The sequence below is a fragment of the Micromonospora sp. NPDC003816 genome, assembly GCF_042874705.1.
Classification (GTDB): Bacteria; Actinomycetota; Actinomycetes; order Mycobacteriales; family Micromonosporaceae; genus Micromonospora.
In genome coordinates this window covers 984,292-1,010,683 of record NZ_JBIANP010000003.1, presented here as the reverse complement: position 1 = coordinate 1,010,683, position 26,392 = coordinate 984,292, and the positions used below count along the sequence as shown (strand labels likewise).

Genomic DNA, 26,392 nt, shown 5'->3' with positions numbered 1-26,392 from the left:
GACCGCCGTCGGGGCGGCGCGGTCCCCCCTCCGGGTGGGGCGGGCCGGCGGGCCGGGCGGCACCGCGCGCGGGTCCCGGTGGCATGCCGCCGGGACGGCCCGGTCCCGCGCCGGGACCTGCCGCCATCGTCTCGGGGCCCGTCGCGCCACGCGGCGGCCCAGCGTCCGGAGGCACCGGTCCGCGCGGCGCAGAGCCGGCGTCGGGGGGTACGGCACCACGCGGCGGCCCGCCGTCCGGCGACACCGGTCCACGCGCCGCGGTGGCGTCCGGGGACAGCGGTCCACGCGCCGCAGGACCGGCGTCGGGGCGTGCGCTGCCCCTCGGCGGCCCGGGGGGCATGCCGTCCGTCGGAGCGGTGCCACGCGGGGACCCACCCGGACCGCCGTCCGGGTGACCGATCGGTCGGGCGCGGCCCGTGGACGCCTCGGGTCCGGATCGGCCGGGGACTGCCCCGGGCCCGGCCGGTCCGGCTCCACCGGGCGGTTCGGCCCGGCCCCGCCCGACCGGTGGCCCGTCGGGCCGACCACGATCCACCGGCGCTCGGTCAGGGCGACCACGATCCACCGACGTGCCGTCGGGGCGACCACGACCGGCGCGCGGTGCGTCGGGGCGGCCGTGCTCGGCCGGCGACCCGTCGGGCCGACCACGGTCGGTCGGTGGCCCGTCCGTCGGCGGTCCGTCGGGGCGCGCACCACCGGGGCGTACCGGCGCGGCGTTGCCGGCTCCGGGAATGGCCGCGGCGGGCCAGCCCGGGATCCCGCCCGGTTCCGTCTGGTCGTCCGGCATCGCGCGCGAGGGGCCGTCCGGGTCACGACGACCACCGAGCATCGCCGTACCGCCGGACGGGGTACCGCCCGAGTGCCCGGCCGGACCGCCGGGCGGGGTACCGGGCCGTCTCTTGACCGTCGGCAGTGCCGGATCGGTGTGGTGTCCCCGCCCGGCCTGCCGCAGCCAGTCGGCCGGCCGTTCCGGACGCCCGGCCCGACCGTCACCCGGCCGGGCCGCGAACGGCCGCTCACCGGTGTCACCGGGCCGTGACACGTACGGACGCTCACCCGTGTCACCCGGCCGCGACGCCGAGGGACGCTCACCCGTGTCACCCGGCCGGGACACGAAGGGACGCTCACCGGTGTCAGCGGGCCGCGAGGCGAAGGGCCGCTCACCGGTGTCGCCGGACCGCGACGCGAAGGGACGCCCACCCGTGTCACCCGGCCGGGCCGCGAACGGTCGTTCGCCGGTGTCGCCCGGGGCGGGAGCGCGCCCGGAATCGTCGGCGGCTCGCCGCCTCTGGGGCGGCGTCTCCTGGACGTCGGCCGCGCGGCGGCCCCGTACCGGTGTCTCGGTCTGCTCGTCGGTCCGGTGCGCGGCCGGTGGCGTCGCCGGTTCCTCCGGCGCGGCGCGGCGGCCCCGGAACGAACTGTCGGTGCCTGCCGGAGTAGCGGTGCGGGCCTCCGGCGGGGCGACAGGAATCGCCGACGGGTCGCCGGACGGCACGCCGGGGATCTCCGGCGCGTTGCCGGACAGCGGGACGATCGGTTGCTCTTCCTCGGGCTCGGCGGCGCGGCGCCGTCCACCCCGGCGGCCTCCCGCCGGCTCGGCGGAGGGCCCACCACCGACGGCGGGGCCACCGAGGCCTCCGCTCCGGCCGCCGGCGGTCACGTCGGGGTCGGTGCGGTCAGCGGTACGCGGACCAGCGCCCGGATCCGGCGGCGTGCCCCGGGCCGGACCGCGCGGGACGGTCCGGCGCGCGCTGGCCGGAATCCCGCTGGGCCGCCCGGAGGGGTTCCGCCGTGGAGCGGGCTGATGCGGGGCGGGGCCGGCCGGGCCACCGGACTCGGGCCCGGTCGGCGCACCCGGGACCGGGCCGGTCGGCGTGCCAGGGACCGGGCCGGACGGCATCGCGGAGGTGGGACCGCCCGGCGCACCCGAGGGCGGCTCGGCGGGTCCGGGACGCCCACGCCAACCGGGCGGACCGCCCGCCTCGACGGGCGACCAGCCACCGGTCGGCTCGCCCGTCGGGCCGGCTTCCCGCCGCCCGCCGGGCGGCGGGACAGCCGCGAACGGCGGTCCGCCCGGGGCCCGGTCGCCGTGTTCCGTCGGCGACGGACCGCCAGCGAACGGCGGCCGACCTGGAGCCCGGTCGCCAGGTCCGGCGGGTGGCCGGGGGCCGGAGGCCGGAGGCGCGGCGGCGGGCGGCCGGGGCCCGCTAGCGGGCGAAGCAGGGTGAGGCGGACCTGCCGGAGACGGACCGGCGTGAGGCGGACCGGCGTGAGGCGGACCGGCGTGAGGCGGACCAGCCGGGGGCGGACCGGCGTGAGGCGGCGGACCGGCGGGCGGCCGGGGGGCCGGTGCGCCAGGCCACGGCCCGTCGACCGGACGGGAGCGTGGTGTCTCGGTCGGGAGCCGGCGGGGCGGAGCAGCCGGTGGACCGGCGGACGGATCCGGTGCGCCGGGTCCGGGCGGCATCGGGGCCCGGCCGCCGGGCGGCGGCGGGACTGCTCCGGGAGGTGGCGGGACGGATCCGGGAGGCGGCGGCGCAACGGACCCGGCCGGTGACGCCGGGCGTCCGGCGGGCGGCTGCCCCGGACGGACCGGAGGTACCTGGCCGGGACGGTCGGTGACCGGCGGTGCCGGCGGGCCGGGGCGGGCGCCGGGGCCGTCCGGAGGCGGGGCGGCCCCGTCCGGGCCGAGTTCGCCGCGCTGCTGCTTCGCCGAGCGCAGGTCGTCGATCCAGCCGAAGTCCTCACCGGGGCCCGGGTCCTCCGGGGCGGCCTCGGGTTTGCTCCGGCCCCAGCGGCGGCCCTTGGGACGCCGCTCCTCCTGGCCGTCCTCCGGTCGCTCCGACGATTTCACTGTTGACCCTTCCCGTCGGCGCTGCGGCCGACCTCATCCGCCGCGTGGGCGTCCGTGCCCGTGGACGGGCCGCCGTCGACTCCGGACGGCGGCGTCTCGGCCCGGTCCGTCGGCGCCGCCCGGTCACCCGTGCTCTCCGCCGGTACGCGGGCGGGCGCGGGCAGCCCGCGGACGATCCGGCGCAGCAGCGGCAGCCGCGTGGCCACCGATCGTTCCGCACCGTGGTGGCTCGGCTGGTAGTAGTCGGTGCCGACCAGGTCGTCCGGCACGTACTGCTGGGTGAGCACGCCCCGCTGGTCGTCGTGCGGGTAGCGGTACCCGATGCCGTGGCCGAGCCCTCGGGCGCCGGCGTAGTGGCCGTCACGCAGTCCGCGCGGGACCGGGCCACCCCGACCGGCCCGGACGTCGGCGATCGCCGCGCCGATCGCGGCGGTGGCCGAGTTCGACTTGGGGGCGGTGGCCAGGTGGATCACCGCCTGGGCGAGGTTGAGCTGGACCTCTGGCAGGCCGACGTACTCGACGGCGTGCGCGGCCGCGGTGGCGACGCCCAGCGCACCGGGATCGGCCATGCCGACGTCCTCGCTGGCGAAGATGACCAGCCGTCGGGCGATGAACCGGGCGTCCTCACCGGCGACCAGCATCCGGGCCAGCCAGTGCAGCGCGGCGTCCACGTCCGACCCGCGCATGCTCTTGATGAACGCGCTGGTCACGTCGTAGTGGGCGTCACCGGCCCGGTCGTACCGCACGGCTGCGGTGTCCACCGCCCGCTCGGCGGTGGCCAGGTCGATCCGGCCGGTGCCCAGCGCGGTCGCCGACCCGGCTGCCGCCTCCAGCGCGGTCAGCGCCTTGCGGACGTCCCCACCGGCCAACCGGACCAGGTGGTCCTCCGCCTCGGGCTCGCAGACGAGCGCGCCGCCCAGACCACGCTCGTCGGTCAGGGCCCGGCGCAGCAGCGCGCGGACCGCCGCGTCGTCGAGAGGCTGAAGGGTGAGCAGCACGCACCGCGACAACAGTGGCGAGATGACCGAGAAGTACGGGTTCTCCGTGGTGGCGGCGAGCAGCGTGATCGTACGGTCCTCGACGGCGGCGAGCAGGGAGTCCTGCTGGGTCTTGCTGAACCGGTGCACCTCGTCGATGAAGAGGACGGTCGGCGGGCCACCGGTGCGCCGCTGCCGCCGGGCGGTGTCGATCACGGCCCGGACGTCCTTGACTCCGGCCGAGAGCGCCGACATGGCCACGAACCGCCGGTCGGTGGCGGCGGCCACCAGGTGAGCGATGGTCGTCTTGCCGCTGCCCGGCGGGCCCCAGAGGATGACCGACATCGGCGCGTTGCCGGCGACGAGTTGCCGCAGGGGCGCTCCCGGGGCGAGCAGGTGGTCCTGACCGACGAGTTCGTCCAGGGTGGCCGGGCGCATCCGGACCGGAAGCGGCGCGTCCGGACCGGCCGGAGTGAAGCCGCCGACGCCGCCGGAACCCGTCGGCGCACCGGGTGCTGCCGTGGGTTCACTGAGGGTGAACAGGGCGTCGGACTCCATCACGAGAACAGTACCGGGCTCGACCGACAACGCCGGAATCGCGCTGCCGGTCGAGCCCGGGGTGATCGTTCTCGGTCAGCCGCGCCCCGGCCGGCGGCCACGGTACCAGCGGCCGCCACCGCCACCGCCGCCCCGGCCGACGCCGGCCAGGAAGAGGGCCAGCAGCAGCAGGCCGATCAGCACCAGCGTGTTCCAGTTGAACAGGTCCGGTGCGCCGAGGTCGGTGTCGAGCAGGTCGAGCAACAGGGCGAAGCCGAAGACCGCAGCGGCGGCGATGGCGAGCATGTCGTTCCTCCGGTGGGGGTTCCAGTAGGTTCGGCGCGGGATGTACCCGATCGGTCGGCTCGCCAATCTCCACCCTGGATGCGAGCCGCCCCGCAGCGGCCCCACCTAGGCTGTTGCGGTGATCATCCCTGCGGAGGCGCTGGTGGGCCGGGAGGCGATCCTGGCCGCCGTGGACCACCACCCCTTCTTCCGGCACACGGTGCCGCGCCACGCCCCGGTGCGCGGCTGGCGACACGAGGGGGCGGTGTGCTGGCTGCTGTCGTCGCCACAGTCGACGGTCTGCGCCGCCGTGGGGCCGCCGGACGCGGCTGTCACGCTGGTCGCCGCGCTGGCCGAGGAGCGGACGCTCGACCCGGGCCAGTGGGTGCACCTGCCCCGGCGGGATCCGGCCACCGACCGCGCCGGTGCGGTCGTGGCGGCGTACCGGGACTGGGACTTTCTCTGGACGACCGGCGCGCCGCCGCCGCAGCCCGGTGAGGAACACGTGGTCCGCCTGGACGCGGCGGACCATCCGGCGCTGACCGCGCTGATCGACGCGGCGTTCCCCACCAGTACGGCGCGGCCGGGCGATCCCCGGATCGTCGACTGGTACGGCATCCGCGACGGCGACCGGTTGATCGCCGCCGGGGCCGACCGGACCCGGGACGAGGTCGGTTTCCTCGCCGGGCTGGTCGTCTGCCCGACACACCGCAACCAGGGGCTGGGCGCGGCGCTGACCGCCGGCATGACCCGGGCGTTGTCCCGGCGATACGACATGGTGGCGCTCGGCGTCTACCCGGACAACACCGGCGCGATCCGGTTGTACCGGCGGCTCGGCTACACCGGCGCCTTCCCGCTCACCTCGGTCCGTCTCCCCGCACCGGCGGACGCCCCGCCGGACGCGCGGGCAGCCCGCCAGGCCGGCAGGTAGAGCGGCGCGGCCACGGCCAGCACCACCGCGCCGACCAGCATCGCCGTGCCCACCCCGGCCCGGTCGCCGACGAAGCCGAGCACCACCCCGCCCAACGCTCCCGCCGGCATGGCCACCATCGAGTTCACCGAGATCACGCTGTTGCGGTAGGGACCGTCCACCTGCCGGTGCAGCAGTCCCATGTGCAGCGGATTGGACGCGCCGTGCACGGCGTAGCAGGCGATGAACGCGATCAGCACGCCGACCGGACCGGCCAGCAGGGCCATGCCGACGACCGTGACGCCCTGCACGATCCGCAGCAGGGCGGCACCGGGTGCGGCCCCCAGCCGACGGATCAGCAGCGGGGTGAGCGCCGCACCGCCGGCCGACGCCAGCCAGGCCACGGTGTTGGCCGGACCGAGCAGGGCGGCGGCCCGGTCCGGGTCGCCCACCACCTCGGCCAGCCGCACCGGCAGCAGGCCCTCGAAGGTCATCATGCCGAAGCCCCAGAACAGCTCGACCGCGACCAACGCGAGCAGCACCCGGGACCGACGCAGCAGGCCGAACGCCTCGCCCACCATCCGCGGCGCCGCGCGGACCGAGGACCGCAGCGCACCCGCGCCCGCCGCCGGGCGCTGCTCCACCAGCAGCGCCAGCAACGCCACCAGCGCGACGGCCTGCAACAGGACCGCGATCACGATCGGCGTGGTGAGCGCGCTGACCGGACCCACCGGCCCCAGCGCCACCAGCCCGCCGCTGAGCAGCGCACCGGCCGCCATCGACAGGCCGAGGACCGCGCCACCCTGACCGAGCCCCTTCTCGTACGCGGCGTCCGGGTCGGCGGCGAGCGTGCTGTTGACGTACCAGGACTCCAACGGCCCGCTGTCCAGGGCTCGGAACACGCCCTGCAACGCCCAGACGGCGGCCAGCAGGGCGAAGGAGTCGGCGACCACCAGCAGGGCCAGCGACACCAGGCCGACCACGTTCGCCACCACCAGCACCGGCCGGCTGCCCAGCGCATCGGCGAACCCGCCGGTCGGCAGCTCCAGGGCGAGCACCACCACCCCCTGCGCGCCGACGGCCAGGCCGATCTGGGTCAGGGTCAGGCCCCGCTCCTGCATCAGCAGGATGGTCACCGGGATCATCAGACCGACCGGTAACCACCGGAGCCCGTGCAGGACCAGGAAACGACGGCGGATCTGGAGCACGGACAGGTCGCTCGTCACCGCTTCTCCCCCATCAGCAGCGGGTGGCTGGCCAGGACGACCTGCACCTGCTCGGCGCCGGGCGCATCGGGATCCGCCTCGGCGTGGTAGCGCTGGAGGATCTGCAACAGCTCCGCCTGGAGTTCCTTGAGCCGGGCCGCCGGGATGGTCATGAAGACGTCGCTCATGCCGAAGGCTTCGCGCCACTGCGGCGACCACTGGTCGCGTACGGCGAACCATCGCTCGGCGTGCTCGACGAAGAGGCGCACCTGGTCGGCCTGGATCCACTCGATCGCGGCCCGCGCGTCCGGATCGTCGTCGAAGTCGGTGCTCTCGAAGCTCGTGACGTCGTGCGCGGCCCGCCACCAGCGTTGCCGCCCGGCGCCGCGGTCGGTCTCCTCGACGACCAGCCCGACCTCGGCCAACTGGCGCAGGTGGTAACTGGTCGCGCCGGTGTTGGTGTCCAGCAGCTCGGCGAGGGTGGTGGCGGTCGCCGCCCCCTTCACCCGCAGCGCACCGAGCAGCCGGTTACGCAGCGGGTGCGCCAACGCCCGGACCTGCCGATGATCGATCCGCACCCGTCGCGGTGCCGGCTTCTGCACGTCTCCCATGACCACACCGTAGCGGTGCACAGTTCTTATGCACAAGTATTGTGCATAAGAACTGTGCACCCGGGCGGAGCGGTGTTCGTGGTTCGACTCAGACGGCGAGAAGCTCGGTGACGCCACGCAACCGCGTCCGCAGGAGCGTGGCGGCGCGCGGGGAGTCCAGACGCACCTCGCCGGGACGGAGCACCCCGGCAGTGACCCCGGTGGTGGTGCAGGCCGGTCGGGTCCAGGCCCTCCCGCCGGGCCACGGCCCGCCACGCGACATGAGGTCGGCGGGCGCGTCGCTCGCCGACCTCACGCGGCGTCGGTCAGGTGGGGTCGGCGACCGGGACGGCCGGGCCGGCGGTGCCGGTGTGCGGGACCTGGGCCGGCTTCGGCTTGGCGTCGATACCGGCCTCGGCGCGCTGCTGCCCGGTGATCGGGGTGGGTGCGCCGGTCAGCGGGTCGAAGCCGCCGCGCGTCTTCGGGAAGGCGATGACCTCGCGGATCGAGTCGACACCGGCGAGCAGCATGCAGACCCGGTCCCAGCCGAACGCGATGCCGCCGTGCGGGGGCGGGCCGTAGCTGAACGCCTCCAGCAGGAAGCCGAACTTGTCCTGCGCCTCCTCCGGCGTGATGCCGAGCAGCTCGAAGACCCGCTGCTGCACCTCACGACGGTGGATACGGATCGAGCCGCCGCCGATCTCGTTGCCGTTGCAGACGATGTCGTACGCGTAGGCCAGCGCCCGGTCCGGCGCCTCCTCGAAGCGGTCCATCCACTCGGCGTTCGGCGAGGTGAACGGGTGGTGCACGGCCGTCCAGCCACCGTCGTCCGTCTTCTCGAACATGGGCGCGTCCACCACCCAGCAGAACGCCCAGGCGCTCTCGTCGACCAGCCCGGCCCGCTTGGCGATCTCGATCCGGGCCGCGCCGAGCAGCTCCTGGGCCTCACGGGCCTCCGGACCGGCCGCGAAGAAGACGGCGTCGCCCGGCTTGGCGCCGACGGCGTCGGCCAGCCCGGCCAGGTGCTCGGCGGAGAGGTTCTTCGCCACCGGCCCGCGCGGCTCGCCGGTCTCGGCGTCCAACACCACGTACGCCAGTCCCTTGGCACCGCGCGCCTTGGCCCAGTCCTGCCAGCCGTCCAGTTCCTTGCGGGTCTGACCGGCGCCGCCGGGCATCACCACCGCACCGACGTACCCGCCCGCGTCGATCGCCCCGGCGAAGACCCGGAACTGGGTGCCGCGCAGGTAGTCGGTCAGCTCGGTCAGCTCCACGCCGTAGCGCAGGTCCGGCTTGTCCGAGCCGTACCGGGCCATGGCGTCGTGCCAGGTGATGCGAGGGATCGGGCGCGGGATCTCGTACCCGGCCAGGTCCGACCAGAGGGCGGCGGCGATCTCCTCACCGAGGTCGATCACGTCCTCCTCGGTGACGAAGGACATCTCGATGTCGAGCTGGGTGAACTCCGGCTGCCGGTCGGCCCGGAAGTCCTCGTCGCGGTAGCAGCGGGCGATCTGGTAATACCGCTCCATGCCGCCGACCATGAGCAGCTGCTTGAACAGCTGCGGGGACTGCGGCAGCGCGTACCAGCTGCCGGGTTGCAGGCGGACCGGGACCAGGAAGTCGCGGGCGCCCTCCGGGGTGGACCGGGTCAGCGTCGGCGTCTCGATCTCCAGGAAGTCCCGCTCGTGCAACACGCCACGGGCGAGCTGGTTGGCCCGCGAGCGCAGGCGCATCGCCCGGGCCGGGCCGCCCCGGCGCAGGTCGAGATAGCGGTACTTGAGGCGGACGTCGTCGCCGGCCACCACCTGGTCGTCGATCGGCAGCGGCAGCGGAGCGGCCTCGGAGAGCACGTCCAACTCGGCGGCGGTCACCTCGATCTCGCCGGTCGGCAGCTCCGGGTTCTCGTTGCCCACCGGGCGACGGGTGACCTCACCGACGACCTTGACGCAGTACTCGTTGCGCAGCGCGTGCGCGTCCTCCTCGCGGAAGACCACCTGGACCACGCCGGATGCGTCGCGCAGGTCGACGAAGATGACACCGCCGTGGTCGCGCCGGCGGGCCACCCACCCGGCGAGCGTCACCGTGGTGCCGGCGTCCGTCGCGCGCAGGCTGCCGGCGTCATGTGTACGGATCACGACGTGCGTCTCCCTCGTCTGGCTCTACGTCCGTTGCTCCCGGCATTCTGTCAGCCCTCCCCCGTCCCCGTTCCCCGGGTGCAAGGAAGGGCCCCCTGTTAACGCCTCGTGCATAGCAGGGGTCCCCTACTAACACCAGCGCGCCGGTTGGCGTTAGCAGGGGACCCTTCCTATACCGCAGGCGTTAGCAGGGGACCCCTGCTTACAAGCCGGGCGGGCCGCCGGAGGAGGAATCCGGCGGCCCGCTGGCGGAGGAGAAGGTCAGATACGTGAGTACGGGTCAGTAGACGCTGACGCCGTACCGGCTCAGCACCGGTCCGATGGGCTGGAAGAAGGTGGTGCCGCCGATGCTGCAGTTGCCGCTGCCGCCGGAGGTCAGGCCGAGCGCGATGGTGCCGCTGAAGAGCGAGCCGCCGCTGTCGCCCGGCTGGGCGCAGATGTTGGTCCGGATCAGGCCGCGCACCTGGCCCTCGGCGTAGTTGACGGTGGCGTTGAGGGCGGTCACCGAGCCGCTGCGCACACCGGTGGTGCTGCCGGAACGCTGCGCCGACTGGCCGACGTACGCGTTGCCGGAAGCGGTGATCTCCCGGTAGGTGCCGTTGTGGAGGTAGACGTTGCCCGGCTGCACGACGCTCTGGTTGGCGTAGCGGACGATGCCGTAGTCGCTGCCCGGGAAGACGCTGCCGGTACGCGAACCGAGCAGCGCGGTCTGCGCCGAGTTGCTGTACCAGTTCGCGGCGATGTTGGTGCAGTGGCCGGCGGTCACGAAGTAGTAGGTGCTGCCGGCGCGCACGTTGAAGCCGAGCGAGCAGCGCCCGCCACCCTGCGCGTAGATCGCCTCGCCACCGGAGATGCGGGTGCTCAGCACACCGGCCTGGGCCTCGATGCGGACGGCGCCGTTGGTGCGGGCGGCGGCGGCCTTGACCCGCTCCAGCTTGGCGCCGGTGACGGTGCTGTCGACGGAGACGACGACCTGGTTGGTGGCGGGGTCGGTCCACCAGGCGGTGCCCGGGATCGCGGCGGAGCGCTCCAGCACCGCGGTGGCCCGGTTCAGCTCGGTGGCACCACGCGTGACCAGCTTCGGGGTGGCGCCGGCGGCGGCCACCTGGCGGGCCGCGACGGCGTCGGTCACCGCGACGACCATGGCGCCGCTGGCGTCGGCGTAGGCACCCGCCGCGCGGTCGCCGAGGCGGTCGGCGAGGGCGGAGGCCGCGTCGGGTGTGGCGGACGCGGGCGCCGCCTGGGCCGGGGCACCGGCCAGTACGCCGGCGACCAGAGTTCCGGCGGCGGCGACGGAGAAGACGCGGCGGAGCATTGACCTTGTGGGTCGCATGTAACAGCCTCCCGGTAGGGGGTTTCGTGCCCTGTCACGTCGACAGGAGCGGGGGCAACTCGGCCACCTGGGGAAATGGCCGAGCGAGGGAAAGTATTCACACATTTAAGATCGTCAACAAGCCCCGCCTCCGGCCGAATCGACCAACCGCCCCCACGTCATCTCTCTGCAACATTGTGGACACAGACGGTCATCTATACGCTCTGGTCACCGCCGCCACCCGGCAACCGTGAACCGGAGGCCACCCATGACCCTCATCCGACGCGCGCTGGCCACCCTCGCCGCCGCCATCGCCCTCGTCCTGCTCGCCACCGCCCCCGCCCTGGCCGCACCCGGCCCGGCACCGCGGCCGGCCGGGGAGCCGGGTACGTCACCATCCTGATCGGCGCGAACGACGCCTACACCGGCCAGTCGCTGCTGGCCAACCCGACCTCCACCGCCCAGACCGAGGTGGACCGACGCCACCGGGTACGGCAGCGGGTGATCGACTTCAACGGCCAGCTCGCCGCCGCCTGCGCCGCGTACGGGCCGAACTGCCGGTACGACGACAACGCGGTCTTCGGCTACCCGTTCAGCCTCTCCCCACTCTCCGCCTGGGACTACTTCCACCCGAACGCCAGCGGCCAGCAGGTCCTGGCGAACGTCTCCTACCCCGTCGGCTTCGCCTGGTAGCCGCCGGGCACCACCGCCGGAAGCCGGCCGGGCACCACCGCCGGAGACCGGCCGGGCACCACCGCCGGAGACCGGCCGGGCGTCATCGTCGGAGACCGGCCGGGCGTCATCGTCGACGGGCGCCCGGGCCCGGACGCGGCACCACGTCACGCGCGTCGGTGACGTGGTGCCCGTCCGCGCAGTGCAGTTCCACCCCGACCTCGGCGCCGCAGTCGCGGTGTCCGACGCTCAGCGGCGGCCCCTCCGGGTCGGCGAGGTACCGGTCCCCCCAGGCCAGCACGGCGACCAGCACCGGCCACAGATCCATTCCCTTGGGGGTGAGCCGGTACTCGTGTCGCAGCCGGCTGCCCGGCTCGCGGTACGGCTCCCGCCGGAGCACCCCCTGCGCGACCAGTGTGGCCAGCCGGTTGGCCAGCACCTGCCGGGGGACGCCGGTGCGTACCCGCATGTCGTCGAAGCGGCGGACGCCGCTGAACACCTCGCGGAGCACCACCAGGGTCCACTTCTCGCCGAGGACCTCCATGGCGCGGGCGACCGTGCAGTTGTCGATCGACCAGTCCAGGGCCACGGGTCTCATGCCCGCCAGGCTAGGTCTGATTGACAGACCCAGCAAGCCCTGACAGGCTGCGTCCATGACGCAGACGCAGGGGGCGACGCGCAGCCGCACCTTCTCCTGGTCCGACCCGGGCCTCAACGCCGACCAGGTCGGCCGGCGCAGCGGACTGGAACTGCTCCGCGCGATGATCGCCGGGGAGCTGGCCGCCCCACCGGTGATGCACCTGATCGACATGTCCCGGATGGAGGCCGAGGAGGGCCGGGTCGTCGTCGAACTGGAGCCGCAGGAGTTCCACTACAACCCGCTCGGCACCGTGCACGGCGGCGTGCTCTCCACGCTGCTGGACACCGCCGCCGCGTGCGCCGTACACACCACGCTGCCGGTCGGCATGGGCTACACCTCGCTGGACCTCAACGTGAAGTTTCTCCGCCCGGTGACCGTCCGCTCCGGGACGCTTCGCTGCGAAGGCACCGTGCTGCAACGCGGTCGACGGACCGCCCTGGCCGAGGCCCGACTGACCGACGGGCGGTCCCGCCTCGTCGCGCACGCCACGTCGAGCTGCCTGCTGCTCCCCCTGGAGTGAGGGCTCCACCGCTGCCGGCTGCTCGGCCCGACGTTAGGAAGGGCCCCCTGCTATACACGAGGCGTTAGCAGGGGGCCCTTCCTAACATCCGGGTTCAGCGGACCAGCGGTGTCAGGTCCGCCCGAGGCGGCGACCACTCCCCCGCCGCCGCGACGACCTGCTCACCGGAGCGGATGTCCTTCACCTCGTCGGGGGCACCCTCCGCGCCCGGGAACCAGACGTACGGGATGCCGCGTCGCTCCGCGTACCGGATCTGCTTGCCGAACTTCGCCGCGCTCGGCGACACCTCGGTGGGTACTCCCCGCGACCGCAGCGCCTCGGCGACCCGGTTGCTGTCGGCCCGCAGCTCCTCGTTGGTCACCGCCACCAGCACACAGGTCGGCACGGAACGGGAGACGGTCAGCGCCTCGGCGCCGAAGAGCAGACCGAGCAGCCGGGTCACCCCGATCGAGATGCCCACCCCGGGGAAGCGGGTGGTCCCGGCGCTGGCCAGGTTGTCGTACCGGCCGCCGGAGCAGATCGAGCCGAACTTCTCGTACCCGATCATCTGCGTCTCGTAGACCGTGCCGGTGTAGTAGTCCAGGCCACGGGCGATCCGCAGGTCGGCCACGCAGAGACCGGGCGAGTGCGCGGCGGCGGTCTCCACCACGGCGGTCAGCTCCGCGACCCCCTCGTCCAGCAACGGGTCGCTGACCCCGAGCGCGCGGACCGCGTCGGCGAACGAGGCGTCCGGCGCGGAGATCTCGGCCAGCGCCAGACATGCCTTGGCCTGCGCCTCGCTCGCCCCGGCCGTGGTCGCCAGCAGCTCCGTCACGCCGGCCGGGCCGATCTTGTCGAGCTTGTCGACCGCGCGCAGCGTCGCCTCCGGGTCGGTCAGCCCGATGCCCCGGTAGAACCCCTCGCAGATCTTGCGGTTGTTGACCTGGATGCGTACCGGCGGGATCGGCAACGCCCGCAACGCGTCGCCGATGACCAGCGGCATCTCCGCCTCGTGGTGCCCGGCGAGGGTGTCCCGGTCGACGATGTCGATGTCCGCCTGGAGGAACTCGCGGTACCGGCCCTCCTGAGGGCGTTCGCCCCGCCACACCTTCTGGATCTGGTAGCGGCGGAACGGGAACTGGAGCTTGCCGGCGTTCTCCAGCACATACCGGGCGAACGGCACGGTGAGGTCGAAGTGCAGGCCGAGGGCGTCGTCACCGGCCGGACCCTCCGGATCGCCCTGGAGGCGCCGGATCACGTAGACCTCCTTCGAGGTCTCCCCCTTGCGCAGCAACTGGTCCAGCGGCTCGACGGCCCGGGTCTCCAGCGGCGCGAAGCCGTACAGCTCGAAGGTGGACCGGATCCGGTCCAGGACGTACTGCTCGATCATCCGCTGGGCGGGCGTCCACTCCGGGAAGCCGGAGATGGGCGTGGGCTTGCTCATGATGCTCCTTCGGCACCCGCGCGAGCGGCGCGGGGAGGTCCTGGTCCGCGGCGACTACAGGCCGCGGGTGGGGGCCGCCGGTCGTCCGCCGCCCATCCCGGCCACCTCGACGAGGTACGGGTTGGTGGCGCGCTCGCGGCCGATGGTGGTCGTGGGGCCGTGGCCGGGCAGCACGACGGTGTCGTCGGCGAGCGGGAGGATCTTGTCCCGCAGGCTGGCGACCATCGTCGGCATGTCGCCACCGGCCAGGTCGGTGCGGCCGATCGAGCCGGCGAACAGCACGTCACCGGAGAGGCAGATCTGCTCCGCCTCCCACGGCGAGCCGGCGCCGGGCAGCCGGAACAGCACCGACCCGCCGGTATGGCCCGGTGCGTGGTCGACGGTGATCTCCAGACCGGCGAGGCTGAGCGTCGTCCCGTCGGACAGCTCGGCGACGTCCTCCGGCTCGGCGTACGGCAGCCGGCCACCGAAGAGCTGGGTGAGGTCCATCGACAGGGCCTTGGTCGGGTCGGCCAGCAACTCCCGGTCCGCCGGGTGCACGTACGCGGTGATGCCGCGCGCGCCGCAGACCGGCGCGACGGAGAAGGTGTGGTCGAGGTGCCCGTGGGTGAGCAGCACGGCCGCCGGGTGCAGACGATGCTCGGCGAGCAGCGCGTCGAGCCGGTCGATCACCCCGATGCCGGGGTCGACCACCACGCACTGCTCCCCCGGCGCGGCGGCGACCACATAGCAGTTGGTGCCGAAGGCGTCCGCGGGAAAGCCGGCCACGAGCACGTCCGCTCCCCTTCCGTCGAGTCGTCCTCGCCAGCAGCCTACCGGCGTCCTCCGGCGGGCTCGGCCCGGTCGTCCCACCGGCGCGCGGGGGCAGTGACGGACTCCGATGCGGATGTGCACCGACCTCGTACACGACTTTCCCAGCCGGTACCCGTACACTCTGGCGGGCGTGTGGCGTGGCGCACCTGCCGCCCGACGGGTACGCGACCACCAGGTGACGACCAGGGTAGAGGAAAGGGGAGCACGGGTGGCTTCCAGCAGGGACCGGCAGCGCAAACTGGCGCGGGCCAAGCTCGACCGGCAACAGGCCCGCCGGGCCGCCACCGTCAGGCGCCGCCGACGGATCCGAGCCGGTGTCGGCACCGCCCTGATCCTCGTGCTCGTCGTCGCCGGTTCGGCGTGGGCGCTGGGCGCCTTCGACAGCGAGCCGACACAGGACACCGCGAACGACGAGGTCTGCCTCTGGACCCCGCAGAACACCGAGGGCAACCCGAACCTCCGCCAGGTCGGCGAGCCGGCCGCCACGGGCCTGCCGGTGACCGGCACCCAACCGATGACGATCACCACCAACCAGGGCGACCCGATCTCGGTCGAGCTGGACCTCGCGAACGCCCCGTGCGCCGCCGCGAGCATCGCCCACCTGGCCGGGCAGGGCTTCTACAACGACACCAAGTGCCACGAGATCACGGCCGACGGGGCGGTGCGCTGCGGCGACCCGAGCGGCACCGGTCTCGGCGGCCCGTCGTACTCGTTCCACAACGAGAACGTGCCGACCGCCCCGGAGGCGTCGCCCAGCCCGTCGCCGGACCAGCCGCCCACGTACCCCAAGGGCACGGTGGCGATGATCAGCAACCCGCCGGGTGCCAACGGCAGCCAGTTCCTGATCTTCTTCGAGGACTTCACCACCGCCGAGCCGAGCTTCCCGGTCATCGGCCGGGTCACCGGCGGCCTGGACGTGGTGGAGAAGATCGGCGCACTGCCGACCGTGGAGAATGAGGCTGGGGAGAAGGTCAAGCCGAAGGACGACGACGTGGTCATCCAGAGCCTGACCGTCGGCGAGCCGGGGCTGGACCCGGCGTCGCCGGCCGAGCCCACGCCGGCGGGCACGGCGAGCCCGGCGGCCTCCGGCGCGCCCGAGGCCAGCGCAAGCGCCGGCTGATCGGTAATCGGCGGTTCCACCCGCCCCAGCGGCATCCACATACAGTCCAGGAGGATCGAGGCGTGACGTCCACCAGAGAGCGGCAGCGCGCGGCGGCCCGCGCCCGGCTCGAGAAGGAGATGGCCGAGCGGGCCACGCGGGCGCGCAAGCGCCGCCAGACCCAGGCGGTGGTCGGGGCCGGAGTGGTCCTGCTGCTGGTGGTCGCCGGCACGGCCTGGCTCGCCACCAACCTGATCGGCGACGACAGCGGCGGCGACACCGCCGCCCAGGGCGGCAGCACCGCGGAGTGCGGCTGGGTGGAGATCCCGGCGGGTGAGCGGACCCCGACGACCAAGGACGTCGGGTTGCCGAACGCCGAGCAGAGCCGGGTCGGCACCCAGACCATGACGATCACCACGAACCTCGGCCCGATCACCGCGCGGATCGACCGGTCGGCGGTGCCCTGCACCGCAGGCAGCTTCACCCACCTGGCCGAGCAGAACTTCTTCGACAACACCAAGTGCCACCGGCTGGTGACCGAGGGCATCAAGGTGCTCCAGTGCGGCGACCCGAGCTCCACCGGCGACGGCTGGCGCGAGACCGACGGCACCGGCGGCCCGGCGTACCGCATGCCGGAGGAGAACCTGCCCACCGACAAGCGTCCGCCGTACGAGGCCGGCGTCATCGCGATGGCCAACTCGGGCCAGCCGTCCAGCACCGGCAGCCAGTTCTTCATCGTCTACGGCGACTCGCCGCTGGACCCGAACTACACCGTGCTCGGCACGATCACCGGCGGGATGGACATCGTCAACGACGTCGCCGCCGCCGGTGACGACGGCGCGTTCGCCCAGCAGGCCGGCGGCGGTCACCCGAAGAAGGAGATCGTCATCACCGACCTCACCATGAGCGACGCCTGACGCCTCGGTTCCACGCGAGAGCGCCCGCCGGCTGAGCCGGCGGGCGCTTTTCGTCGTCCGGTCGTACGCGTCAGGCGCCGGAGGTGACCCGGTAGGCGTCGAAGACCCCGTCGACCTTGCGGACGGCGGCCAGCAGATGCCCCAGGTGCTTCGGGTCGGCCATCTCGAAGCTGAACCGGCTCACCGCCACCCGGTCCCGGGTGGTGGTGACGGTGGCGGAGAGGATGTTGACCCGCTCCTCGGAGAGCACCCGGGTGACGTCGGCGAGCAGCTTGTGCCGGTCCAGCGCCTCCACCTGGATGGCGACCAGGAACGTCGAGGCGGAGGTGAGCTTCCAACTCACCTCGACCACCCGTTCGCCCTGGGCGCGCAGGTCCTCGGAGTTGGCGCAGTCGTCGCGGTGCACGCTCACCCCGCCGGACCGGGTGACGAAGCCGAACACCGTGTCCGGCGGCACCGGGGTGCAGCAGCGGGCCAGCTTGATCCAGACGTCGCTGACACCGCGTACGACCACACCCGGGTCGTGGCTGGAGGCCCGGCTGCGCGGCGGCCGGGTGGCCACCGCCGTCTCCGCGATGTCCTCGGCCGCACCCTCCTCGCCGCCGTAGGTGGCCATCAGCTTCTGCACCACGGACTGCGCGGAGACCTGGCTGTCCCCCACCGCCGCGTACAACGACGCCACGTCGGCCAGGTGCAGGTCCCGGGCGATCGCCATCAGGTTGTCGGAGGTGAGCATCCGCTGCAGGGGCATGCCCTGCTTGCGCATGGCCTTGACGATCGCGTCCTTGCCCTCCTCGATCGCCTCCTCGCGCCGCTCCTTGTTGAAGTACTGCCGGATCTTCGTCCGCGCCCGGGGGCTCTTGACGAAGCCCAACCAGTCCTGCGTCGGCCCGGCCGTCTCCGACTTCGAGGTGAAGATCTCGATCACGTCGCCGTTGGACAGCGTCGACTCCAACGGCACCAACTTGCCGTTGACCCGCGCCCCGATGCACTTGTGCCCCACCTCGGTGTGCACCGCGTACGCGAAGTCCACCGGCGTCGACCCCGTCGGCAACGGGATCACGTCGCCCTTCGGGGTGAAGACGTACACCTCCTGGCTGGACAGGTCGAACCGCAACGCGTCCAGGAACTCGCTCGGGTCCGCCGCCTCCCGCTGCCAGTCCAGCAACTGCCGCAGCCAGGTCATCTCGTCGATGTGCGCCGGCGGACCGACGATCTGGGTGCCCTTCTCCTTGTACTTCCAGTGCGCCGCGATGCCGAACTCCGCCGTACGGTGCATCGCGTACGTCCGGATCTGCATCTCCACCGGCTTACCGGTCGGCCCGATCACCGTCGTGTGCAGCGACTGGTACATGTTGAACTTGGGCATCGCGATGTAGTCCTTGAACCGGCCCGGCACCGGCTGCCAGTTCGCGTGGATCACACCCAACGCCGCGTAGCAGTCCCGCACCGTGTCGACCAGGATCCGCACACCCACCAGGTCGTAGATGTCGTTGAAGTCCCGACCCCGCACGATCATCTTCTGGTAGATCGAGTAGAGGTGCTTCGGCCGACCCGTCGTCTCCGCCTTGATCTTGGCGGCCTTCAGATCCACCTGCACCTTCTGCGTCACCTGCCGCAGCAACGCCTCACGCTGCGGCTGGTGCTCCCCGATCAGCCGGTTGATCTCCTCGAACCGCTTCGGGAACAGCGTCCCGAACGCGAGGTCCTCCAGCTCCCACTTGATGGTGTTCATACCCAGGCGGTGGGCCAGCGGGGCGAGGATCTCCAGCGTCTCCTTGGCCTTCTGCTCCCGCTTGGGCGCGGGCAGGAAGGAGAGCGTCCGCATGTTGTGCAGCCGGTCGGCCAGCTTGATCACCAGGACACGCGGGTCCTTGGCCATGGCGACGACCATCTTGCGGATCGTCTCGGCCTTCGCCGCGTCGCCGAGCTTGACCTTGTCGAGCTTGGTGACGCCGTCGACCAGCAGCGCGACCTCGCCACCGAAGTCCGTCCGCATCTGGTCCAGTGAGTATTCGGTGTCCTCGATGGTGTCGTGCAGCAGCGCGGCGACCAGCGTGGTGGTGTCCATGCCCAGGTTGGCCAGGATGGTGGCCACCGCGAGCGGGTGCGTGATGTACGGGTCGCCGGACTTGCGGTACTGACCCGAGTGCCACCGCGCGGCGGTGTCGAAGGCCCGTTGCAGCAGCCGGGCGTCCGCCTTGGGATGGTTCTCCCGGTGCGACGAGATCAGCGGCTCCAACACCTCGCTGACCTGCGAGGACTGCCACGGCGCGTTGAACCGCGCCAGCCGCGCCCGGACCCGTCGGCCGGTGGGCGCGTTGGAGAGCCCGAATCCGCTGCTCGGCAAGGGGTCACCGGTGGTCGCGACGGACGCGCCGTCGGACGCGGTGGGGACCGCCACGTCGCCGCTGGGCGGCACCCGGCCGGGTGCCCCGGCGACGGCCGGTGTGGCGCCGTCGGGGTCGGTCAGCGAGCCGTTCGCGTCACCTGTCGGGTGCACCGTGCCCTCCACCGGAGGGACGACATCGTGGGACACCGGCCTCCTCACCGCTCGCCGGGGAAACACCGACCGTGCGTCGGCCGGTCTGGTCTCGCGCCTCTCGGACGGCTCACCGTCCGGTCAGCAATGGGCAATGCTACCCGCACCGACGGTGCCCTGCCGCTCCGCCGGACGTACCGTGCCGCCTCCGTCGCCGGGGGCGGGTCGGTTCAAACGGTCAGCAGGGCATGGACGGGACGGGGCGCCAGTTTCGCCCGCCCGCCCAGGAAGGAGAGCTCCAGCAGCACGGTGAAACCGGCGACCGTGCCACCGGCCCGTTCCACCAGGTCCAGCGTGGCCGCGGCGGTGCCGCCGGTGGCGAGGACGTCGTCCACGACCAGCACCCGGTGTCCCGCCGTGAAGGCGTCCTGGTGCACCTCCAGCGTCGCCTCGCCGTACTCCAGCTCGTACGAGGCGGCGTACGCCGGGCGGGGCAGCTTGCCGGCCTTACGCACCGGCACCACACCGACCCCGGTCGCGTACGCGATCGCGGCGGCGACCACGAACCCGCGCGCCTCGATGCCGACCACCGTGTCGAAGGAGTCCCGCCCGTGGTGCGCGACGATCCCGTCGATCACCGTCCGGAAGGTCTCACCGTCGGCGAAGAGGGGCATCAGGTCCTTGAACATGACGCCCGGCTTCGGGAAGTCGGGCACGTCGAGCACCCGGCTGGCCACCAGCCGGGCGGTCTCCGGGCCGCTGTCGCCGCGTACCGCGCTGCTGTGGGTCTCCGTCACGACGCTTGGTCCCTTCCACCAGACAACGGCGCCCTGCACGCTGCTCGCACAGCATGCAGGACGCCGTCGTGTTCGTCCCTACCGGGTCGGTCCCGGCCTGGTCAGCGCCGTTTGGCACCACCCGGGCGGTTACCGCCCCCACCGCCGGGGCGGCCACCACGGGCCCCGCCGGAACGCTTGCCGGCCGGACGCGCGCCCACCTTCGGCGCGGCGGCACCGGCCAGGGCGGCACCCGTCTCGGCGGTCACCGGCTCCTCGTCCGCCTCGATCGCCTCGGTCGACGCCGCCTTGCGGGAGCCCTTGGCGGGCGTCTCGCCCTTGGTGATCCCGGCCCGCCGGGCCTGCACCCGCTTGTTGTGCGCGTCGATCCGCGGGTCGCGGTTCTTGAGCACCACCAGCAGCGGCGTGGCCAGCGTGATCGAGGTGATGAAGGCCATCGCCATACCGACGAACAGCACCAGACCGAGGTCCTTCAGGGTGCCCGCGCCGAGCAGGCCGGCCCCGATGAACAGGATGGCACCGACCGGGAGCAGGGCGACCACCGAGGTGTTGATCGACCGCATCAGGCTCTGGTTGACGGCCAGGTTGGCCGCCTCGCCGTACGTCTGGTTGTTGTTCGCGGTGATCCCTCTGGTGTTCTCCTGCACCTTGTCGAAGACCACCACCACGTCGTACAGGGCGAAGCCGAGGATGGTGAGGAATCCGACGATCGTCGACGGAGTGACCTCGAAGCCGACGATCGAGTAGATGCCGGCGGTGAGGACCAGGTTCATCAGCAGCGAGAAGAGCGCCGCGATGGCCATGTTCAGCTCGAAGCGCAGGACCAGGTAGACGGTGACCAGCGCGAGGAAGATGACCAGACCGAGCAGGGCCCGGTTGGTCACCTGGCTGCCCCACGCCTCGCTGACCCGGTTGCTGCTGATCGACTCCGGGTCGATGGTGAACTGCTGGCCGAGGGCGGTCTTGACCGCCTGGACCTGCTCGCCGTTCAGCTCGGTGGTCCGCAGCTCGTAGAAGTTGCCGCCACCGCCGCCGACCTGCTGCGCGGTGACCACCTGGCCGCCCTGGGCAGCGACAACGTCCTTCGTGGCCGCCTCGGCGTCCTGGAGGGTGCCGACGCTGGTCGGGATCTGGAACGAGTTGCCGCCGGCGAACTCGATGCCGAGCTTGAACCCGGTGAAGATGACGCTGGCCAGCGCGATCGTCGCCAGCACCGCGGCGATGGTGAACCACATCTTGCGCCGGCCGACGATGTTGAGGCCGGCCTCGCCCCGGTAGAGGCGAGCTGCCAGACCGTTCTCAGCGGACATGTCACGCCTCCTTGGCGCGCTGGTTGCGGGGCTGGGTCGGCGCCGAGCGGGCGGGCAGCACCCGGCCGAGCCCGCTGACCCGCGGGGACAGGAACGCCTTGGTGCTGGCGAGCATCGTCATGATCGGGTGTCGGAACAGGAAGACCACGAGCAGGTCGAGCACCGTGGCCAGACCGAGGGCGAAGGCGAAGCCCTTCACCGTGCCGACCGAGACGATGTAGAGCACCACCGCCGACAGGATGGTGATGGCGTTCGCCGAGATGATCGTCCGGCGGGCCCGGATCCAGGCTCGCGGCACCGCGCTGCGCGGGCTGCGGCCCTCGCGGATCTCGTCCTTGAGTCGCTCGAAGTAGATGACGAAGGAGTCCGCCGCCACACCGAGCGAGACGATGATGCCGGCGATGCCGGCGAGGGTGAGCGTGAAGCCGATCTGCCGGCCGAGGAACACCATGGCGCCGAAGAGGAGCAGCGCCGACGCGACCAGGCTCAGGAAGATGACCGAGCCGAGCAGGCGGTAGTAGAAGAACGAGTAGATGATGACCAGCAGCATGCCGATGCCGGCCGCGAGCAGACCGGCCCGCAGGTGGCTGGCGCCCAGCGTGGCGGTGACGTTCTGCTGCTCCTGCGCCTCGAAGGTGACCGGCAGCGCGCCGTAGCTGAGGTAGCCGGCCAGTTCGCTGGCCTCGGCGTTGGTGAAGTTACCGGTGATCTGCGAGCTGCCGACGAGCACGCCCTGGATCTGCGGCGACGAGATGATCTGGTTGTCCAGCACCACCGCGACCCGGCAGCGCCCCTCGTCACCGAGCGCGGAGGCGTCGCAGGCCTGGCCCTCGTTGTTGAACGCCTCGCGGGTCAGCGCGGTCCACTTCTCCCCGCCGCTGCGGGTGAAGTCCAGGCTGACCACCCACTGGCTGGTCTGGTCGCGCACCGCGGTGGCGCTGCTGACGTCGGTGCCGAGCACCTTCGCCACGTCCAGCAGGTTCTTGATGGAACCGGCCTCACAGGAGACCGCCTGCTGCTCCGGGTCGGAGATCGAGGCCGGCGGCCGGTCGTCGAGCTGGAGGCAGCTGATGGTCGGCACGTTGAACTGCATCTGCGTCGGCAGCACCGCGACCTCGCGGCCGGACAGCTCGGCGAAGGGCGCGAGCTTCTCGGCCAGCGACGGGTCAGCCGCCAGGTCCGCCGGGGCCTGGAGGCCGGTGGCGGCGGCCCACGCCTCGGCGCCGACCTTCTGCTCGACGGCCTGCCGCTGCTCCTCGACGCTCTGCGGCACGTCCTCCTCCGCGCTCGGGGACGGCGAGGGCGTCGCGGCGGGCGACTCGGTGGGCGTCGGGGTCGGCGCGCCACCGCCCTGGCCGCCGGCCGACGGCGAGGAGGTGACCTCGGCCTCGGGGGTGGGCGACGGGCTCGCGGCGGCGTCGCCGGACGGCGTCGGCTCGACGGCCCCGCTCGGGGTCGGCGCCGGGGCCTGGACCGTGCCGCTGCCGTCGGCGATCTTCAGCACCTTGCGGAAGCGCAGCTCGGCGGCGCTGCCGACCTCGGTGAGGTCGCGGTTCTCACCGGGCAGGGAGATGACGATGTTGCGGTCGCCCTCGGTGATCACCTCGGCCTCGGCCACGCCGTACGCGTTGACCCGGCTCTCGATGATCTGTCGGGCCTGTTCGAGGTTCTCCGCCGTCGGGGCCCGTCCGTCGAGGGTGTTGGTGGCCTCCAGCGTCAGCCGGGTACCACCGACCAGGTCAAGACCGAGACGAGGCTCGAGCCGGTCCTTCCAGCCCCCGCTGGCGCCGGCCGAGAAGAACACCAAAAGGTAGAGGACGACGAAGATGGCCCCGAGTACGGCCAACTGCCGTCCCGGGCGCATCTGTCCCTGAGGTGGTGCCACGGCTGTCCTGTCTCCCTGTACGGTCGCGCCGCCGCGGGCGCGGCGGCGGGTCGGCCGGCTGCCCGGCCCACGGTCTGCCTTCCGACGGCGCCCGGGCCGGCGCCGCCGCCTCGGGTGGTCGACGCGGGCGCGTGGACCGGTCGAGCCGGAGCACCGACGCCCGGCGTCGGCCATCTATCCAGTTGTCACACGCGCGCCGCGTGCGGCGACCACCCGCTCGGGGACGCGTGCGGGCGGCTCCATCCGGGCATGACCGCCGCGCGACGGTCGACCGGGTGGTCGGTGCTCAGTCCTTGACGGTGTCGCTCTCCTCGACGGGCGACTCGACCGGTCGCTCCGCCTTGGTGACCACCCGGGCGATCGCCGGACGGGCGTAGCGGGTCTGCACTCCGGGAGCGATCTCGAGCAGGACGCTGTCGTCCTCCACGCCGGTGACCGTGCCGTAGAGCCCGCCGATGGTGACCACCTCGTCGCCGACGGAGAGGCCGGTCTGCATCGCCTCGGCCTCGCGGCGGCGCTTCTGCTGCGGGCGGATCATCATGAAGTACATGACGCCGAAGAGCAGCGCGATCATGAGGATCGGCGTGAAGCCCGCCGCTCCTCCGCCTTCTGCTGCGTAGTGCACGGTTGTAGACCTTCCCATTGGCCTCCGTCACGGTGCTGACACCGAGCGGAGGCGGATTTTCACATCCTGTGCGGACCGCGGCGAGTCTAGTCGCTCTATCTGGGAACGCCGAATGCGGCACAGATCACGAACAGATCACGGCTGGTCGCTGTCCACGGAGAACAGATCGGGCACAGCGGCAGCCTCGGCCCCAAATGTACCATTCGGGGGTGTACGCCCCAGGTGGTGCCAGGCGGCATCGGTCGCCACCCGGCCGCGCGGCGTACGGGCCAGCAGCCCGGCCCGCACCAGGAACGGCTCGCAGACCTCCTCCACCGTGTCCGGCTGCTCCCCCACGGCCACGGCCAGGGTCGACAGGCCGACCGGGCCACCCCGGAACGAGTCCACCAGGGCGGTCAGCACCGCCCGGTCGAGCCGGTCCAGGCCGAGCGCGTCCACGTCGTACACGGTCAACGCCGCGCGGGCCGTCTCGACGGTGACCACCCCGTCGGCGCGTACCTCGGCGAAGTCGCGGACGCGGCGCAGCAGGCGGTTGGCGATCCGGGGGGTGCCCCGCGACCGGCCGGCGATCTCCACCGCCCCGTCGTCGGTGATCGGCACACCGAGGATCCGGGCCGAGCGGTGCAGCAGCAGCTCCAACTCGGCGGGGGCGTAGAAGTCGAGGTGGGCGACGAACCCGAAGCGGTCCCGCATCGGGCTGGTCAGCAGACCGGCCCGGGTGGTCGCCCCGACCAGCGTGAACGGCTCGACGTCGAGCGGGATGGCGGTGGCGCCCGGCCCCTTGCCGACCACCACGTCGACCCGGAAGTCCTCCATCGCGCTGTAGAGCAGTTCCTCGGCCGGCCGCGCGATCCGGTGCACCTCGTCGATGAAGAGCACGTCACCCTCGGCGAGACTGGTCAGGATCGCGGCCAGGTCGCCGGAACGCTCGATCGCCGGGCCGCTGGTCACCCGGATACCGGTGCCCAACTCCGCGGCGACGATGTTGGCCAGGGTGGTCTTGCCGAGGCCGGGCGGCCCGGAGAGCAGGATGTGGTCCGGTGGCGAGCCGCGCCGCATCGCGCCCTGCAACAGCAGGTCGAGCTGGTCGCGGACGCGGTGCTGGGCGATGAACTCGTCCAGCCGCTTCGGCCGGACGCTGACCTCCGCGTCGCGCTCCGCCTCGCTGACGTACGCCGAGACCAGCCCGCCGTCGGGCGCGGTCACCGGGACCGGCCCAGCAGCCGGATGGCCTGCTTGAGCAGCACCGGCACCGGCGGCGTGGGACCGTCCACGGTCTCCGCGACGGCGGTGACCGCCTGGTCGGCCTGACCGGCCGTCCAGCCGAGCCCGATCAGCGCCTGACGGACCTGCTCCGGCCAGGCCCCACCGGTCACCCCGGCCGCGCCGTCGGCACCGACGGCCACCGGGCCGATCCGGTCGCGCAGCTCCAGCACCAGACGCTCGGCGCCCTTCTTGCCGATCCCGGGTACGCGGGTCAGCGCGCCCGTGTCGGCGTTGGCGATCGCCTTGCGTACCGCATCCGGGGTGTGCACCGCGAGCACCGCCTGGGCCAGGCGCGGCCCCACCCCGCTCGCGGTCTGGAGCAGCTCGAACAGCGCCCTCGCGTCGTCGTCGGCGAAGCCGTAGAGGGTGAGCGAGTCCTCCCGCACCACCAGGCTGGTGGCCAGCCGTGCCGACTGACCCACCCGTAGGTCGGCGATGGTGCCGGGGGCGCACTGCACGGCCAGGCCGACGCCACCCACCTCGATCACCGCATGGGCCGGGCCGGTCGCGGTCACCACGCCGCGCACACTGGCGATCATCTCGCTCCTCCTCGTCTCGCCCGGTCCGCCGCGACGGCCAGCTTGGACCGGGTGCCGCCGCGCCACACGTGGCAGATGGCCAGCGCGAGGGCGTCCGCGGCGTCGGCCGGGCGCGGCGGCTCGGGCAGCCGCAGCAGCCGGGTGACCATCGCCGTGATCTGCGCCTTGTCCGCCTTCCCGGAGCCGGTCACCGCCGCCTTCACCTCGCTCGGCGTGTACGTCTGCACCGGCAGCCCGGCGCGCGCCCCGGCGAGTACGGCGATCCCGCTGGCCTGCGCGGTGCCCATCACCGTACGCACGTTGTGCTGGCTGAACACCCGCTCCACGGCCACACTGTCCGGCCGGTGCTCGGCGACCAGCTCGGTCAGTGAACGGTCCAGGTGCAGCAGGCGGGCCGGCAGCTCGTCACCGGGATCGGTGTAGACGACGTAGTAGGCGATCAACGTGCAGGGCTTCCCGGGGACCCCCTCGACCACGCCGACCCCACACCGGGTCAGCCCCGGGTCGACGCCGAGCACCCGCACGCCGCCTCCTCCCCCGGCCACCGGCCAGTACGTGTGTTCGACACCCTACCGATGCCGTCCGCGAGCCACGCTCCGGGA

At 73.0% G+C, this 26,392-nt stretch carries 25 protein-coding genes; 7 read left to right on the top strand and 18 right to left on the bottom strand.

The features are described from left to right. Window positions 1-2,424: 2,424 nt before the first annotated feature. On the top strand, window positions 2,425-2,622 hold the full coding sequence (locus ACFYTT_RS15425; RefSeq protein WP_387259651.1) for a hypothetical protein: 198 nt from the start codon (window positions 2,425-2,427) through the stop codon (window positions 2,620-2,622). 228 nt (window positions 2,623-2,850) lie between these two features. Here ACFYTT_RS15425 and ACFYTT_RS15420 read toward each other — a convergent pair whose 3' ends face one another. Then, window positions 2,851-4,389 (bottom strand): replication-associated recombination protein A, encoded by a 1,539-nt coding sequence (locus ACFYTT_RS15420; RefSeq protein WP_387259648.1) that lies wholly within the window; start codon window positions 4,387-4,389, stop codon window positions 2,851-2,853. A gap of 75 nt (window positions 4,390-4,464) precedes the next feature. Then, window positions 4,465-4,674 carry a hypothetical protein gene (locus ACFYTT_RS15415; protein WP_176093296.1) on the bottom strand — a complete coding sequence of 70 codons (210 nt, stop codon included), beginning with the start codon at window positions 4,672-4,674 and terminating at the stop codon, window positions 4,465-4,467. 118 nt (window positions 4,675-4,792) lie between these two features. Here ACFYTT_RS15415 and ACFYTT_RS15410 point away from each other — a divergent pair, with 118 nt between their 5' ends. Continuing rightward, window positions 4,793-5,584, top strand: coding sequence for a GNAT family N-acetyltransferase (locus ACFYTT_RS15410; protein WP_387259646.1), 792 nt, complete (start codon window positions 4,793-4,795; stop codon window positions 5,582-5,584). Here ACFYTT_RS15410 and ACFYTT_RS15405 read toward each other — a convergent pair. The 5 genes from ACFYTT_RS15405 to ACFYTT_RS15385 form a co-directional block, all read right to left on the bottom strand. Beyond that, window positions 5,491-6,789, bottom strand: coding sequence for an MFS transporter (locus ACFYTT_RS15405; RefSeq protein ID WP_387259644.1), 1,299 nt, complete (start codon window positions 6,787-6,789; stop codon window positions 5,491-5,493). The genes ACFYTT_RS15410 and ACFYTT_RS15405 overlap by 94 nt on opposite strands. Beyond that, entirely contained in the window at window positions 6,786-7,379 is a 594-nt protein-coding gene (locus tag ACFYTT_RS15400; RefSeq protein WP_176093293.1) for a helix-turn-helix domain-containing protein, read from the bottom strand. Before ACFYTT_RS15400 ends, ACFYTT_RS15405 begins: the two co-directional genes overlap by 4 nt. 88 nt (window positions 7,380-7,467) lie before the next feature. Beyond that, complete coding sequence (locus tag ACFYTT_RS15395) at window positions 7,468-7,674, bottom strand: hypothetical protein (RefSeq protein WP_387259641.1); 207 nt, start codon at window positions 7,672-7,674, stop codon at window positions 7,468-7,470. A 10-nt stretch (window positions 7,675-7,684) separates the two neighbouring features. Beyond that, on the bottom strand, window positions 7,685-9,490 hold the full coding sequence (gene aspS, locus ACFYTT_RS15390) for an aspartate--tRNA ligase (RefSeq protein WP_387259639.1): 1,806 nt from the start codon (window positions 9,488-9,490) through the stop codon (window positions 7,685-7,687). A gap of 280 nt (window positions 9,491-9,770) precedes the next feature. Beyond that, window positions 9,771-10,823 (bottom strand): S1 family peptidase, encoded by a 1,053-nt coding sequence (locus tag ACFYTT_RS15385; RefSeq protein ID WP_357219132.1) that lies wholly within the window; start codon window positions 10,821-10,823, stop codon window positions 9,771-9,773. A 247-nt stretch (window positions 10,824-11,070) separates the two neighbouring features. On the opposite strand from ACFYTT_RS15385, the gene ACFYTT_RS15380 reads away from it, so the two are divergent. After that, the gene (locus tag ACFYTT_RS15380; RefSeq protein ID WP_387259636.1) at window positions 11,071-11,205 is read left to right on the top strand and encodes a hypothetical protein; all 135 of its coding nucleotides are present in this window, start codon (window positions 11,071-11,073) and stop codon (window positions 11,203-11,205) included. A gap of 68 nt (window positions 11,206-11,273) precedes the next feature. Further along, on the top strand, window positions 11,274-11,495 hold the full coding sequence (locus ACFYTT_RS15375) for a hypothetical protein (RefSeq protein ID WP_387259633.1): 222 nt from the start codon (window positions 11,274-11,276) through the stop codon (window positions 11,493-11,495). A gap of 106 nt (window positions 11,496-11,601) precedes the next feature. Here ACFYTT_RS15375 and ACFYTT_RS15370 read toward each other — a convergent pair whose 3' ends face one another. Beyond that, window positions 11,602-12,072, bottom strand: a complete 471-nt coding sequence (locus tag ACFYTT_RS15370; RefSeq protein ID WP_176093291.1) for a helix-turn-helix domain-containing protein — start codon at window positions 12,070-12,072, stop codon at window positions 11,602-11,604. A 55-nt stretch (window positions 12,073-12,127) separates the two neighbouring features. On the opposite strand from ACFYTT_RS15370, the gene ACFYTT_RS15365 reads away from it, so the two are divergent. Next, a complete protein-coding gene (locus tag ACFYTT_RS15365; RefSeq protein ID WP_131056188.1) occupies window positions 12,128-12,634 on the top strand; it encodes a PaaI family thioesterase in 507 nt (168 codons plus the stop codon). Between the two features lie 94 nt (window positions 12,635-12,728). Here ACFYTT_RS15365 and hisS read toward each other — a convergent pair whose 3' ends face one another. Both hisS and ACFYTT_RS15355 read right to left on the bottom strand, forming a co-directional pair. Next, window positions 12,729-14,057, bottom strand: a complete 1,329-nt coding sequence (gene hisS / locus ACFYTT_RS15360) for a histidine--tRNA ligase (RefSeq protein WP_387259629.1) — start codon at window positions 14,055-14,057, stop codon at window positions 12,729-12,731. 54 nt (window positions 14,058-14,111) lie between these two features. Then, window positions 14,112-14,831, bottom strand: a complete 720-nt coding sequence (locus tag ACFYTT_RS15355; protein WP_131056184.1) for an MBL fold metallo-hydrolase — start codon at window positions 14,829-14,831, stop codon at window positions 14,112-14,114. Window positions 14,832-15,078: 247 nt separating this feature from the next. On the opposite strand from ACFYTT_RS15355, the gene ACFYTT_RS15350 reads away from it, so the two are divergent. Then, the gene (locus ACFYTT_RS15350; RefSeq protein ID WP_176093289.1) at window positions 15,079-15,990 is read left to right on the top strand and encodes a peptidylprolyl isomerase; all 912 of its coding nucleotides are present in this window, start codon (window positions 15,079-15,081) and stop codon (window positions 15,988-15,990) included. A gap of 62 nt (window positions 15,991-16,052) precedes the next feature. Beyond that, on the top strand, window positions 16,053-16,886 hold the full coding sequence (locus ACFYTT_RS15345; RefSeq protein ID WP_131055198.1) for a peptidylprolyl isomerase: 834 nt from the start codon (window positions 16,053-16,055) through the stop codon (window positions 16,884-16,886). 70 nt (window positions 16,887-16,956) lie between these two features. Here ACFYTT_RS15345 and ACFYTT_RS15340 read toward each other — a convergent pair whose 3' ends face one another. The 8 genes from ACFYTT_RS15340 to ruvC all read right to left on the bottom strand — a co-directional run bounded on the left by ACFYTT_RS15340 (window position 16,957) and on the right by ruvC (window position 26,314). After that, complete coding sequence (locus ACFYTT_RS15340) at window positions 16,957-19,425, bottom strand: RelA/SpoT family protein (RefSeq protein ID WP_387259625.1); 2,469 nt, start codon at window positions 19,423-19,425, stop codon at window positions 16,957-16,959. A gap of 173 nt (window positions 19,426-19,598) precedes the next feature. Next, window positions 19,599-20,165 carry an adenine phosphoribosyltransferase gene (locus ACFYTT_RS15335; protein WP_131055195.1) on the bottom strand — a complete coding sequence of 189 codons (567 nt, stop codon included), beginning with the start codon at window positions 20,163-20,165 and terminating at the stop codon, window positions 19,599-19,601. A gap of 101 nt (window positions 20,166-20,266) precedes the next feature. Beyond that, a complete protein-coding gene (secF, locus tag ACFYTT_RS15330) occupies window positions 20,267-21,475 on the bottom strand; it encodes a protein translocase subunit SecF (RefSeq protein WP_387259622.1) in 1,209 nt (402 codons plus the stop codon). Window position 21,476: 1 nt separating this feature from the next. After that, window positions 21,477-23,360 (bottom strand): protein translocase subunit SecD, encoded by a 1,884-nt coding sequence (secD, locus tag ACFYTT_RS15325; protein WP_357219119.1) that lies wholly within the window; start codon window positions 23,358-23,360, stop codon window positions 21,477-21,479. 286 nt (window positions 23,361-23,646) lie between these two features. Then, window positions 23,647-23,985, bottom strand: a complete 339-nt coding sequence (gene yajC / locus ACFYTT_RS15320; protein WP_131057677.1) for a preprotein translocase subunit YajC — start codon at window positions 23,983-23,985, stop codon at window positions 23,647-23,649. 135 nt (window positions 23,986-24,120) lie between these two features. After that, the gene (gene ruvB / locus ACFYTT_RS15315; protein ID WP_176093286.1) at window positions 24,121-25,191 is read right to left on the bottom strand and encodes a Holliday junction branch migration DNA helicase RuvB; all 1,071 of its coding nucleotides are present in this window, start codon (window positions 25,189-25,191) and stop codon (window positions 24,121-24,123) included. After that, window positions 25,188-25,790, bottom strand: a complete 603-nt coding sequence (gene ruvA, locus ACFYTT_RS15310) for a Holliday junction branch migration protein RuvA (protein ID WP_131057678.1) — start codon at window positions 25,788-25,790, stop codon at window positions 25,188-25,190. Before ruvA ends, ruvB begins: the two co-directional genes overlap by 4 nt. After that, a complete protein-coding gene (gene ruvC / locus ACFYTT_RS15305) occupies window positions 25,787-26,314 on the bottom strand; it encodes a crossover junction endodeoxyribonuclease RuvC (RefSeq protein WP_176093285.1) in 528 nt (175 codons plus the stop codon). Before ruvC ends, ruvA begins: the two co-directional genes overlap by 4 nt. Window positions 26,315-26,392: the final 78 nt, after the last annotated feature.

Excerpts from the sequence above, each read along its gene's own strand:
- ACFYTT_RS15420 (WP_387259648.1), bottom strand. The coding sequence starts at position 4,389 with ATGGAGTCCGACGCCCTGTTCACCCTCAGTGAACCCACGGCAGCACCC.
- ACFYTT_RS15415 (WP_176093296.1), bottom strand. The coding sequence starts at position 4,674 with ATGCTCGCCATCGCCGCCGCTGCGGTCTTCGGCTTCGCCCTGTTGCTC.
- ACFYTT_RS15400 (WP_176093293.1), bottom strand. The coding sequence starts at position 7,379 with ATGGGAGACGTGCAGAAGCCGGCACCGCGACGGGTGCGGATCGATCAT.
- ACFYTT_RS15385 (WP_357219132.1), bottom strand. The coding sequence starts at position 10,823 with ATGCGACCCACAAGGTCAATGCTCCGCCGCGTCTTCTCCGTCGCCGCC.
- ACFYTT_RS15380 (WP_387259636.1), top strand. The coding sequence starts at position 11,071 with ATGACCCTCATCCGACGCGCGCTGGCCACCCTCGCCGCCGCCATCGCC.
- ACFYTT_RS15370 (WP_176093291.1), bottom strand. The coding sequence starts at position 12,072 with ATGAGACCCGTGGCCCTGGACTGGTCGATCGACAACTGCACGGTCGCC.
- ACFYTT_RS15365 (WP_131056188.1), top strand. The coding sequence starts at position 12,128 with ATGACGCAGACGCAGGGGGCGACGCGCAGCCGCACCTTCTCCTGGTCC.
- hisS (WP_387259629.1), bottom strand. The coding sequence starts at position 14,057 with ATGAGCAAGCCCACGCCCATCTCCGGCTTCCCGGAGTGGACGCCCGCC.
- secF (WP_387259622.1), bottom strand. The coding sequence starts at position 21,475 with ATGTCCGCTGAGAACGGTCTGGCAGCTCGCCTCTACCGGGGCGAGGCC.
- ruvA (WP_131057678.1), bottom strand. The coding sequence starts at position 25,790 with ATGATCGCCAGTGTGCGCGGCGTGGTGACCGCGACCGGCCCGGCCCAT.